The 11,731-nt window shown below is 53.6% G+C and carries 10 protein-coding genes; 3 read left to right on the top strand and 7 right to left on the bottom strand.

Going from position 1 to position 11,731, the window contains the following annotated elements; all coding sequences use genetic code 11:
• Positions 1–136: 136 nt before the first annotated feature.
• The 6 genes from BN1124_RS18625 to BN1124_RS18600 form a co-directional block, all read right to left on the bottom strand.
• Positions 137–2,395, bottom strand: a complete 2,259-nt coding sequence (locus BN1124_RS18625) for a DUF2971 domain-containing protein (protein ID WP_042644352.1) — start codon at positions 2,393–2,395, stop codon at positions 137–139.
• A gap of 569 nt (positions 2,396–2,964) precedes the next feature.
• The gene (locus tag BN1124_RS18620) at positions 2,965–3,561 is read right to left on the bottom strand and encodes an MliC family protein (RefSeq protein ID WP_042644350.1); all 597 of its coding nucleotides are present in this window, start codon (positions 3,559–3,561) and stop codon (positions 2,965–2,967) included.
• A gap of 103 nt (positions 3,562–3,664) precedes the next feature.
• Entirely contained in the window at positions 3,665–4,027 is a 363-nt protein-coding gene (locus tag BN1124_RS18615; RefSeq protein ID WP_042644348.1) for a DUF2061 domain-containing protein, read from the bottom strand.
• A gap of 199 nt (positions 4,028–4,226) precedes the next feature.
• Positions 4,227–5,081 carry a 23S rRNA (adenine(2030)-N(6))-methyltransferase RlmJ gene (locus BN1124_RS18610; RefSeq protein WP_042644346.1) on the bottom strand — a complete coding sequence of 285 codons (855 nt, stop codon included), beginning with the start codon at positions 5,079–5,081 and terminating at the stop codon, positions 4,227–4,229.
• Positions 5,075–5,536, bottom strand: coding sequence for a DUF2390 domain-containing protein (locus tag BN1124_RS18605; protein ID WP_042644344.1), 462 nt, complete (start codon positions 5,534–5,536; stop codon positions 5,075–5,077). Before BN1124_RS18605 ends, BN1124_RS18610 begins: the two co-directional genes overlap by 7 nt.
• Entirely contained in the window at positions 5,529–7,439 is a 1,911-nt protein-coding gene (locus tag BN1124_RS18600) for an ABC transporter ATP-binding protein (RefSeq protein ID WP_042644342.1), read from the bottom strand. The genes BN1124_RS18605 and BN1124_RS18600 overlap by 8 nt, the downstream gene beginning before the upstream one ends.
• A 152-nt stretch (positions 7,440–7,591) precedes the next feature.
• Here BN1124_RS18600 and BN1124_RS18595 point away from each other — a divergent pair, with 152 nt between their 5' ends.
• The 3 genes from BN1124_RS18595 to BN1124_RS18585 all read left to right on the top strand — a co-directional run bounded on the left by BN1124_RS18595 (position 7,592) and on the right by BN1124_RS18585 (position 10,758).
• On the top strand, positions 7,592–8,002 hold the full coding sequence (locus BN1124_RS18595; protein ID WP_042644340.1) for a CBS domain-containing protein: 411 nt from the start codon (positions 7,592–7,594) through the stop codon (positions 8,000–8,002).
• A 371-nt stretch (positions 8,003–8,373) separates the two neighbouring features.
• Complete coding sequence (locus BN1124_RS18590) at positions 8,374–9,477, top strand: porin (protein WP_042644337.1); 1,104 nt, start codon at positions 8,374–8,376, stop codon at positions 9,475–9,477.
• Positions 9,478–9,813: 336 nt separating this feature from the next.
• Entirely contained in the window at positions 9,814–10,758 is a 945-nt protein-coding gene (locus BN1124_RS18585) for a chemotaxis protein CheV (RefSeq protein WP_042644335.1), read from the top strand.
• A 181-nt stretch (positions 10,759–10,939) separates the two neighbouring features.
• Here BN1124_RS18585 and BN1124_RS18580 read toward each other — a convergent pair whose 3' ends face one another.
• Positions 10,940–11,548, bottom strand: coding sequence for an arylesterase (locus BN1124_RS18580; RefSeq protein WP_042644332.1), 609 nt, complete (start codon positions 11,546–11,548; stop codon positions 10,940–10,942).
• Between the last annotated feature and the right edge of the window lie 183 nt (positions 11,549–11,731).

Below are 11,731 nucleotides of genomic sequence, written 5' to 3'. Positions count from 1 at the left end.
GCAAGGGTCCGGCGAGCCGTAAGCCGCCAAGGGGCGGCCGATATGGGCCCCGAAAGGGGATCCTCTGATCCTTGCTTATGTGGTGATTGGGTTATACGCGATTGTCCGCATACGCTGCGTTATTCTAACCTACGGGCTATAAATCAATGTCGAAATATTCCAATTTAAATGGATTATCTTTAGATATTCTGGCCTTTCGTATTTTTATTTTTGATTCATGCTTGCCTTTTTTTTCATTAATGGCGGATATTATGCTCATGACAAGATTTATTTTTGCCTCTGGAAATTTACATCCTAAAGTAATGCTTAGGATTTCTGCATTTATTTTGCTTCTGTCTCTCTGGGGGGGGGTAAATATCTCATAGTAAAACTTGTCTTTTTTATAAGATATAAGTCTAATCTCTTTTTCATATGACCAATCTCTATTTTTAGTTAATAAGTATTGGTTAAATAAATATTCATTCTGTTCTTTGTTTCTTTTGTATTCATTTGTGTACTCAACTTTACTAACACCGACACCATCAGGTAATTCATGTCCGAATTTATATTCAACCATAATACCTTCATGATTTTGGGTGTAATGGGACCACATTAGCATAGAGTCGTTGTTATTAGTGAATGAGCATATTCTGTAATCACTATCTATTAACTGGTCTTGCCCTATTCCCTCTAGCGCTGGAAGTTCAACAGGATCATTTAGGTGCTCTTTTGACGGGAAATAAAAATATTTATTAACTAGAGCATCGATGGTGTTCATATTGAGGGGGTAGTATTTATAAATGATGCGTTCTCTACCACTTATCGACCAATTCCACTTAAATTCATTTACCAAACTAATATTTAGCTTTTCTCTTAGTGTATTATATTCTTTTTCTGGTATAGGGTGATTTATCTTGCGCACACAATTCAGATAGTTGCTAAAAACAACATAACTATATTCAGAGTATTTATCCATTAATTCCAATGCATATTTATAGTAATAATAAGCATCGAAATGTTTTTCTTGCCTTTCTAGGCAGATGCCTAGCAGATTGTAAGTAGTTATTGTTGGCGCATTTTTATCGTGGAATGCATTTATTTTTTTAAATGTGTGATCATAATTTTTATTTTGTATCTCTAAGCGAAAAATATTTATGTGATCATTTTGTGTTAGATTATTACTGTTTTCTTTTTCTAATAGTTTCTTTAACCTATCAATGTCTTGACTGGAACTCCACTCTTGTTCTAGCTTATTATATCTTTGGTATAACTCATCATATAAATAGTGAGTTGTTAACTCAGGGTCATCTAATAAGTCCTGAACGTCTTTGTATTCAGGGTTGACGTGGATAGGTGTACCTGAAAAGTGGTGATCGTTGATGTATCCTTCTAGCGTATTTAAATGCATGGCGAGTAAAAACACTTTGTATAATCCAGTGCTTTCAAAATCAACAAGGTCTGGGCGAATTTTTATCTCTTGCAATATTGTATTGTCAACATTCTCACCCAATAAAAATTTCGAGATAGCGAAGAGGGTTTTCGATTTAAGTTTATATGTGAAGGTCTTGTCATTATTTTGGTTCGCACTGTAGATTCGTATAACTTCTAAATAGAGTCTTGCTTTAAATGCTATTTCTATTAATGAGGATTTTAAGATTGATTTTTCATTTTCGTTTGACTCAAAAATGTACTCCTCATATAATTTTTCTGGTTCTTCGATTAAGAATATTGCTTTTTCATATATTGATATTTTAGATATTACAGTTTTTCTATCTATCTTGTTCGCAACATAATACTTATTGATAATGTTTAATTTTATCTTGTTTAGAGAGTTTATTATATCTACGCCATTCTCAAAATCATCTAAGTAAAAATATGCTAAGGCCAAGATTTGCTTGCCACTCTCATTTAAGGATACCCTATCATCTTGGATGATCTGAAGAAATAATGCCCAATCATCTATGTGCTGATGATCGGAAGAAATATAAGCAAGGTGTCTGTCATTCAACTTTATTGATATTGAATCAAAGTTTTTGGCTTCATAATCTAGTTTCAGTGATTTGAAAAACGCACGGCTGTCATTAGTTAAATGATATAGCTTCCACCAAGCGCTTGCATTCTTTCCATCATGTTCAACTGCTAGTTTAAAATATGATTCAGGAAAATATTCATCCCCAATGTTAGGATAAATTTCTCTAGCAATCGTCCCTAGGTACTCATATGCTTTACTTAGACTTCCATGTTTTTTCAGTATGTCATCCAGTGCTATGGATGTATCAATATATTTTGCATCGAGTAAAAAGTAACGAAAACCATAATAATCTTCATTTTGTTCTAACAGTATAGGGTCATCTAATATAGTAAGCTCTGAGAATTTTTTGTTTCTAATTGAATCAGCTATTTCTTTATTGTTCATAGTATAGTTCTTGGAGTATACGATTGGATAGTTATAAGTCAATTAAGTAACTCGGGAAAAGTATTTTAAATTTCTCTGGGTTAATTATTAGTCTGAATATGGGAAATTTGGCGGTTGCCAGTTATTTAAGGCCAGCAACGCCGTAAGGTTTGTGTTTCCATACACCATCTTTATTTGCATGTTGTTGGGGGACTTACCGGCTTGCTCCTTTGCTTGGACAAAAAAGGAATTGACATGGCTACCGCCCCTGAATGTCAGCCTCCAGTCTGCTGCTTTTTACCTGAGAGATGGTTGGCATGGCTCATGGGGTGACTCCGACGAGGCATGTGTTGCCAATCGGACATATTAGCGGCGAGCAGGCTGAGGGAAAGAGACAGATAGCCAATTCCTGAGCAAGATCAACAAATTAATCAATTAGATTGTTTGATCGCCAGTTGGCGGGATGACGCGAACCTTGAGTGGGAAGGTAAAGTGTTGGCGGGGAGTGGTTTGCTGTCGCTTACCGCTTACCGCTGGTCGCTTTCCGCTTTTTCAAAGAAGCGGAGCGGCAGTACCGCCCCGCAGAAGGGTTAGCCCTTGGTCGGAATCTCGGTGCAGGCAAGTGTTGGCTGGTCGTAACGCTCGAGGCTCGCCTCCTTGCCCTTGGTAAACAGGCTGAGATTTTGGCCCTCGTAGCGGGCGCCGCTGGCACTGGGGGCTTCATAGGCGAGCACCTGTTGCTGGCTCTCCCCTTCGCTCAGATTGATCACGGCGGCGGGCAGCTTAGCGTTGTTGTAGAAATAGGTCGAGAGGGTGACGGCCTTGCCGCATTGGTAGTCGACCGGCGTCGGCACCATCAGCTGGCCACCCTTTATCTGTAGCTCGGTGATGCGCTTCTGGTAGCTGGCGTCGATGCACTGTTGCGGATCCGTGTCTTTCCAGCATTCGTTGCGGCCCTTGATCCAGCCACGCTGCAGCGCCTTCTCCGTCTTCGCCTGTTCGGCAGAAAAGTTGGCGATAGCCTTGGGATAGAGTGCCGCGAGTTCGTTATCCAGCGCGGCCAGCCCGGCATCCTCGCAGATCAGCTGTTCGGCGGCGCCGTGGGCCTTGGTACAGTCGAAGGAAGGGGTGGCGGCACTGGCCAGCAGCGGCATCAGGGAGAGGGTGCCAAACAACAGTCTGTTCATCGGAAGGACTCCAGCAAGAGGGAACACCTGCCTACTAAAGCACAATGAAGCGGGGCCACCGAGCGCTTTTTTGCACCAGAGGGCCCCGTTGGGTGGAAGAGGTTTATGCCAGCGCCAGGCACTGACGGGCACGCCACAGTCGTTCGTGGAAGAAAAAGACGACGGTGTTGACGGCGGGTTCCAGCATGGCCATGACGCCGCCGGTGAGCAGCTCGCCGCTCAGCAGGAAGGCGACACCGAAGGCCACCGAGAAGTGCACCAGGGCGAAGCTGCTGGTCTTGGCCTGCAGGCTGTGGTTGGGCTTGAATTTGTGCCAGGCAAGGTCGTGGAAGTAGAAGGCGACCGTGTTGACGGCGGGCTCGATGAGGGCGATCAGACTGGCGGTCAGCAGTTCACCGGTCAGCAGGTAGGCCAGGGTGAAGGCAACAATAAAGTGAAGGCAGGCGAAGCTGATGGTCTTTTTCATGGTGATGACTCCCTCTGATGACGAGAAGAGTATGCCTTGGAAAAACACCAAATGAAAACAATTCTCATTTATGGTTGTAATAGGGGGAGCCTATCAGGCTTGTTCCCTGAGTGCCGGGTCGCATCGCTGTGAAGGGATGATGGCGTGGAGGTAACAAAAAAGCCCCTCGCGGGGCTTTTTGAATCGGAAGAGGGGAGGGTTACCCCTCGGCCTTGTTGAGCCACTCGACCCTGTACTGGGCGCCAGCACCCTGAGCCAGCTTGGCACACAGGGGTTTCAAGAAGGCCTCGATCTGCTCGGCCAGCATCCAGGGGGGGCTCACTATCAGCATACCCGAGCCATTCATGCCCCAATCTGCGGTCTGGCCGGCCACTTCCAGCTCGGCGACCAGCACGTCGCCGAAGTTTTCCCGCTTGATGGCCTTGAGCATGTCGCGGGACTTGTCCGCCTCCTGACCCAGAATGGGATACCAGAGCGCGTAGATGCCGGTGGCCCAGCGCTTCTGCGCCTTTTTCAGGGTATCGACCACGGCGAAGTAGTCTTCCTTGAGCTCATAGGGGGGGTCGATCAGCACCAGGCCGCGGCGCGGGGTCGGCGGCAGCAGGGCGACCAGCCCTTCGAAACCGTCGCGGTGATGGACGGCGGCGCGGGGGTCATAGCCCATGTTGGCGCGTAGGTCTTCCACCTCGTTGTTGTGCAGCTCCATCAGCGCCAGCTTGTCCTGCTCGCGCAGCAGGCGGCGCGACAGCTCGGGGGAGCCGGGATAATAGTGCAGCTCGCCGTTCTGGTTCATCTCCTCGATCACGCCAAGATAGGGTGCCATGGCGGACCACTGGGCCCGCTCATCCCACAGCCGGCCTATGCCGTCGGCATACTCCGCCTTCTTCTGGGACCAGTCACCGCGCAGGTCGTAGAGACCGCCGCCGGCATGGGTGTCCAGCACGATGAAGGGTTTCTCCTTCTTCTTGAGGGACTCGATGATCAGGGCCTGAACGGCGTGTTTGAGTACGTCGGCATGGTTGCCGGCGTGAAAGGCGTGGCGATAACTCAGCATATTAGGTCTCTGAGGGAGCCCTGAAGGGCGCCCAATAACGATAGATAGTTCAACAAGTTGTGGCTGTTGCCCCGCACCAGGCTGAGGCCGCGCAGGGTCTGCAGCAGGACGCCCTGTTGCAACCGCTCCAGCTCCAGCTCGTGGGCCAGCATGGACTGGTACTCGGCCTCATCCAGCCGTGCCTTGGCGTTCTGGCGCAAGGTGCGCCAAGGGATCAGCACGGCTTCGGTCCGTGCCAGCGCCGGTTGCAGGGCCGTGAGCTCGACCAGGATGCCATCCTGATCCAGCCGGTGCAGCAGCAGGGCCAGATTGACGTTGCCGCCGAGCGTCTGCACCTCGAGCCAGTCCTGGCTGCGCTCGGCATAGCGTTTGCTGCTCCAGTGCCAGAAGTCGACCGGGTTGGGCAGCTCATGGCTGGCCACCCGCTCGGCGGTCATCGAGAGTTCGTCACGCAAAGAAGGCCTGCTCCCGGGTTTCCAGCTCCTCGCTGAGGCTCATCCATTCGAGCTCCACCCCTTCCAGTTCTTCCTTTATAGGGCCCTGGGATTTGAGCAGTTCGGAGAGCTTGGTTTTGGCGCTCTCTTCGTAGATGGCGGGGTCGGCCAGTTGTTCTTCCACCGCGGCCAACTTGTTCTGCAGTTTTTCCATGCTGGCCTCGAGCTTCTCGAGCTTCTGGCGCAGCGGCCGAGTCGCTTGGCGGAACTCCGCCTCGCGCCGCTTCTGATCCTTGCGGGCCACCGCCGAGTTGGCGGCCACCGGGCCATCGCTTGGCTTGGCGTTCGCTTCTTTTTCCTGCTCGCCGAGCCACTTGTGGTAGTCGTCGAGATCCCCGTCGAACGGCTCGACCCGGCCACCGTGCACCAGATAGAAGTCATCTGTGGTGGTGCGCAGCAGGTGACGATCGTGGGAGACCACCACCATGGCGCCTTCGAAGCCTTGCAGCGCCATGGTCAGGGCGTGGCGCATCTCCAGGTCCAGGTGGTTGGTCGGTTCATCCAGCAGCAGCAGGTTCGGCTTTTGCCAGGTGACCAAGGCCAGCACCAGCCGCGCCTTCTCGCCACCGGAGAAGGGGGCGACCTTGTCCAGCGCCTTGTCGCCGTGGAAGCCAAAGCTGCCGAGGTAGTTACGCAGCTCCTGCTCGGTTTTGTCCGGCGCGAGGCGGGCTAGGTGGTCGAGGGGAGTGTCATCGAGGCGCAGGGTTTCGAGCTGGTGCTGGGCGAAGTAGCCGATGCTGACCCCGGCGCTCACCTCCAGCTTGCCCGACAGCGGCGGGTTGGAGCCCGACAGCATTTTGATGAAGGTGGACTTGCCGGCGCCGTTGCGCCCCAGCAGGCCGATGCGCGAACCCGGCACCAGGTTGAGTTTGATCTTCTCCAGGATCACCTTGTCGCCGTAACCGGCGCTGAGGTTTTCCATGGCGATGAGCGGGGTCGGCAGGGCCGAGGGCTCGCGGAATTCAAAGCTGAACTCGGAGTCGGCGTGGGCCGGCAGTATCTTCTCCATCCGCTCCATGGCTTTCAGACGGCTCTGGGCCTGGCGGGCCTTGGAGGCCTTGTAGCGGAAACGGTCCACATAGGCCTGCATGTGGGACATCTCCCGCTGCTGCTTCTCGTACATGGACTGCTGCTGGGCGAGCTGCTCGGCCCGCTGCAGTTCGAAGTCCGAGTAGCCACCGGTGTACTCGTTGAGCTTGCCGTTCTCGATGTGGATGATGCGGTTGATGACTGAATCGAGGAAGTCGCGGTCGTGAGAAATGAGGACGAGCGTGCCCTGGTAGCCCTTGAGCCACTTCTCCAGCCAGATGACGGCGTCCAAATCCAGGTGGTTGGTCGGTTCATCGAGCAGCAGCAGATCGGAGCGGCACAGCAGCGCCTGGGCGAGGTTCAGGCGCATGCGCCAGCCACCGGAGAAGCTGCGCACCGGCGAGCCAAGCTGATCGTCGCTAAAGCCCAGACCGTGCAGCAGCTCGGCGGCGCGGGCGCGGATGCTGTAGGCGCCTATGGTGTCGAGCTTGCCGTGCAGTTCGGCCACCAGCAGGCCATTGTCATCCTGCTCCGCCTTGGCGAGCTGGGCTTCCAGGATGCGGAACTCCTTGTCGCCGTCGATCACATAGTCGAGGGCGGAACAATCCAGCGCCGGGGTCTCCTGGGCGACGCCGGCAATTTGCCAGCCGGCGGGCAGGCTAAAGCTGCCGTTGTCGATGGCCAACTCGCCCCGCACCAGCGCAAAGAAGGTGGACTTGCCACAGCCGTTCTTGCCCACCAGACCCACCTTGTGGCCGGGATGTATGGTGCAGGAGGCGTTGTCCAGCAGCGTGCGGCCGCCGCGGATCAGTTCGATTTGACTGGCAACTATCATGGATGGATCTGCTTGGCTCAATGGAAGGAGAGAAACTGGCGCGGATCTTACGTGAAATGACGCGGATTTGCACTTGAGGCGGGGGAACATGGCTGGCTGCGGCAAGAAAAACGTGCCATAACAGAGACATCTGTCAGGGGAAGGAGGCTGCCATGCTGATTAAAGAGATCATGACGACCCGGGTTGCGACCGTTTCCATGGATGACAGGCTCAGCGTCATCAAGGAGATCTTCGAGCAGGCCCACTTTCGTCACCTGCTGGTGCTGGAGGAGGACGCCCTGGTGGGGGTCATCTCGGATCGGGATCTGCTGCGTGCCCTCAGCCCCTACCTCGGCACCGAGGCGCAGATGAACCGCGATACCGAGACCCTCAACCGGCGCGCCCACCAGATCATGAGCCGCCAGCCCGTCACCATAGCTCCGGACAGGTCGCTGCAAGAGGCGGCCAGCATCATGCTGGCGCAGCATGTCTCTTGCCTGCCGGTGCTGGAAAACGGTGCTCTGGTCGGCATCCTCAGCTGGAAGGACTTGCTGCGCGTCATGCAGGAATGGACACCGGCCTGAATACTCGCCCGGCTATCATACCGGGCCTATACCCTATCGGGGCTGGCGTCGTCCTGCGGTGCCGGGATGCTCATATTGGGGCTTTAATGATACATACATCAATATCATCATCTGCGTTTTCTATTTTGACTAGTTTATTAATCCGCAATAAATCCATTCACCTCGTGTAAACAGGCGGCAATTGTCAATATTGGCGACACTTTGTGTCGTTAGTGTCTGATTGGAACCCGCTTTTTCGAACTAATCATCAACTGCTTCAGTTCCTGTCAAGGTTCGCAGATCTACCCTAGGTCATCGGAACATAGACCCGATCATAACGACCGAGCACAGGTCTGCAGGTCTGATTAGTGTTTACACCAGAGGAAAGAACAATGAAAAAGACAGCATTGACTATGGCCATCTCCAGCCTGCTGCTGGCAGGTGCTGCCCAGGCTTCTACCGTATACAACCAAGACGGTACCAAGCTGGACATCGGTGGTCGTGTTCAAGGTATGTACTACGGTAGCGACAACGACGCCGAAAACGGTGACCAGAGCTACCTGCGTCTGCGTATCGGTGGCGAAACCCGCATCAACAACGAAACCGTTGCCAATGGCTTCGTTGAATACAACGTACCGACCAATGGCTCCGATACTGAGCTGCGTTACGCCTATGTTGGCGTCAAGAACGACCGTTTCGGCGCCTTCAGCTACGGTCGTCAGGATGGTCTGATTGCCAAGGCCGTTAACGATTACACAGACGTTCTGCCAGAGTGGGGCGGCGATGGCCTGGGCAAGGGTACCGAAGTCTTCGGTACCGGTCGTACCAACGGTCTGGCTCAGTACATCTACACCTTTGATGGTCTGGTACTGGGTGCCCAGTTCACCGGCGAAAACGAAGCTCAAAATGGTGATGATGTAAGAATCAACGGTATCGACACTGGCTATCAATCTAGCTGGATGAAGGGTTCCGCCGAAGGTTACGCCCTGTCTGCCAACTACAACTTCGACATGGGCATCAGCCTGGGTCTGGCCTATAACCAGGCTGGCAAGACTGCCGACCAGGAAGCCAACTCCGTCTTCGGTGGCAGCGACGATGCCAAGCTGACTGCCGTCGGTATCAAGTACGCAGCCAACAACCTGTACGCTGCTGCTTCCTACGCCTACGGTGAAGACCACGTCTACGTTAACAAGTCCGGCATCAACGGCTACGCCGCTGAGAGCAATGGTTACGAAGCCGTAGTTCAGTACACTTGGGGTCAATGGAAGCCGTCCCTGGCGTATAACCGCCTGGACGTGAAAGATTCCGACCACAACATTGACGACACCCTGACCGAATACGTCTCCATCGGTGCCTGGTACAACATCAACGAAAACTTCGACGTTTACGTTGATTACAAGGCCAACCTGCTGAGCGGTGGCAATAGCGACGGTTACAACGAATTCGGCCAGAACACCGACGACGTTGTTGGCGTGGCCATGCAGTACCACTTCTAAGTCATTCCCTGACTGCCTACTGTATTTTTGGACCGGCCGCATGCGGCCGGTTTTTTTATGGGCGCCGTTTAATCCTGATCATTGATAGGTGAAAACCGCTGTTCAGCATTGCGTCTCCTGGCCGATAACCTCTTGTCGGGCCGATGGCGATCGATTTTCCATATCAATGATGTGGCTGTGGGGTGAGGATCACGCCCCTTGGTCAAGATCCTATCTTTCCTCGACCCTTTTCATTATTTCTATATGGACCCCGTCGCTCCGACAGAAGAGCGCAGGGCTGACATCTTGGCGTCCCATACCGGGGCGACTGCGGGGAAACGGACGTAAGGGCGTTATATGGCGAGCATATTGGATTCGGTGGATCAACGTACCCAGCTGGTGGGGGAGAATCGTCTGGAGTTGCTGATGTTCCGTTTGGGATCCCGGCAACTGTTTGCGATCAACGTGTTCAAGGTGCGGGAGGTGGTGAAGCTGCCCCATCTCAACAAGATGCCGGGGGCTCACCATAACATCAGCGGCGTGGCGAACATTCGCGGTGTTTCCATTCCGGTGATCAACCTGCGCGGCGCCATCGGCATGAGGCCCATGCCCATCGACAGCGAATCCAACCTCATCATCACCGAATACAACCGCACCATTCAGGGCTTCCTGGTGGGTCAGGTGGCCCATATCGTCAACATGACCTGGAAGGACATACTGCCGCCACCGCGCTCGGCCGGCCGCTCCAACTACCTGACCGCCATCACCCGCATCCCCGAGGGGGGCGTCGATCAGATCGTCGAGATCATCGACGTGGAGAAGGTGCTCGCCGAGATCATCACCTATGACATCCGCATCTCGGCCGAGGTGCTGGACAAGGAGATCCTGCCCCAGATGCAGGGGCGCCGGGTGCTGATCGTCGACGATTCCAGCACGGCCCGCAATCAGGTGCGGGAGACGCTCGCCCAGCTCGGGCTCGAGGTGATCGAGTGCCAGGACGGCCTGCAGGCGCTCAAGCTGCTCAAGGGGTGGTGCGATGCAGGCAAGAAGGTGACCGACGAGATCATGCTGATGATCACCGACGCCGAGATGCCGGAGATGGATGGCTACCGGCTCACCCACGAGGTGCGCAGCGATCCGCGCATGTCCGATCTCTTCATCACCCTCAACACCTCGCTCAGCGGCAACTTCAACGAGGCCATGGTCAAGAAGGTCGGCTGCGACCGCTTCATCTCCAAGTTCCAGCCCGATCTGCTGGTAGGTGTGACCCAGGAGCGGATGCGCCAAATTCTGGAGGCCTGAGTCTGGCGCACTATGTGATGGCTAAGAGAGACGGCGCCATCGCTGCATTGCCAAGTCCCGGCCCGACCTGCTGGTTATGACTCGGGAGCTAAAACGTGAATGTTTGTGGCCTGAACCCGCTGATAATGAAACACCCGCCTCGGCGGGTGTTTTGCTTTTGCGGGCTCGGCCAGTACCGGGATCACTGGGTCAGCAGCGGCTCGATAAAGCTGGCGACCCGGTCGCGGATCTGTGGCTGGGCCGCAGCCGTCGGGTGAAGCCCATCGTTCATCATGAGTTCAGGGCGCAGCGCAATATCATCCAGAAAGAAAGGCATCAGCGGCAGTTCGTTGGCCTTGGCGAGATCCGGGAAGATCTGCTCGAACTGTTGCAGATAACGGGCCCCGTAGTTGCGGGGCAACTGGATCTGGGTCAGCACCGTCTTCGCCTTGCTGGCCTTGGTCAGTGCCACCATCTTGGCCAGATTGGCCCGGGTGATGGCGGGGGCGAAGCCACGCAGGCCATCGTTGGCCCCCAGTTCGATCAACACCCAGTCCGGTTTGTGCTCCTCGAGCAGGGTGGGCAGGCGAGCCAGCCCGCCCTGAGTCGTCTCGCCGCTGATGCTGGCGTTGATGAGCCTGTGGGTGCCCCCCTGCTGCTGCCATTTCTGATCGAGCAGGGCAGGCCAGCTCTGCTCGGCCTGCATCTGATAGCCGGCACTCAGGCTGTCTCCCAGCACCAGCAGGGTCTGGGCCTGCACGGACGACACCCAGCAACACAGGCAACTTAAGGCGAACAGAAAACGCGCCATGGATTCAACTCCCATCATTAATTGTCGGTAAAGGTCTGGGTAACCAGGAAACATTATGTATTGCCATTTAGGGCCCAGGGAAACAGGAAACGCATCATGAGTTCAACTCCCATCATTAATTGTCGGTAAAGCCCTGGGTAACCAGGAAACATTATGTATTGTCATTTAGGGCCAAGGGAAACA

This window comes from Aeromonas eucrenophila (assembly GCF_000819865.1).
Classification (GTDB): Bacteria; Pseudomonadota; Gammaproteobacteria; order Enterobacterales; family Aeromonadaceae; genus Aeromonas; species Aeromonas eucrenophila.
The sequence above is the reverse complement of the archived record's forward strand: the minus strand, read 5'-3'. Positions and strand labels throughout refer to the sequence as shown.

Bases quoted from the DNA above. Each gene is read 5' to 3' on its own strand.
- BN1124_RS18625 (WP_042644352.1), bottom strand. From the start codon at position 2,395: ATGAACAATAAAGAAATAGCTGATTCAATTAGAAACAAAAAATTCTCA.
- BN1124_RS18620 (WP_042644350.1), bottom strand. From the start codon at position 3,561: ATGAACAGACTGTTGTTTGGCACCCTCTCCCTGATGCCGCTGCTGGCC.
- BN1124_RS18615 (WP_042644348.1), bottom strand. From the start codon at position 4,027: ATGAAAAAGACCATCAGCTTCGCCTGCCTTCACTTTATTGTTGCCTTC.
- BN1124_RS18610 (WP_042644346.1), bottom strand. From the start codon at position 5,081: ATGCTGAGTTATCGCCACGCCTTTCACGCCGGCAACCATGCCGACGTA.
- BN1124_RS18600 (WP_042644342.1), bottom strand. From the start codon at position 7,439: ATGATAGTTGCCAGTCAAATCGAACTGATCCGCGGCGGCCGCACGCTG.
- BN1124_RS18595 (WP_042644340.1), top strand. From the start codon at position 7,592: ATGCTGATTAAAGAGATCATGACGACCCGGGTTGCGACCGTTTCCATG.
- BN1124_RS18590 (WP_042644337.1), top strand. From the start codon at position 8,374: ATGAAAAAGACAGCATTGACTATGGCCATCTCCAGCCTGCTGCTGGCA.
- BN1124_RS18585 (WP_042644335.1), top strand. From the start codon at position 9,814: ATGGCGAGCATATTGGATTCGGTGGATCAACGTACCCAGCTGGTGGGG.
- BN1124_RS18580 (WP_042644332.1), bottom strand. From the start codon at position 11,548: ATGGCGCGTTTTCTGTTCGCCTTAAGTTGCCTGTGTTGCTGGGTGTCG.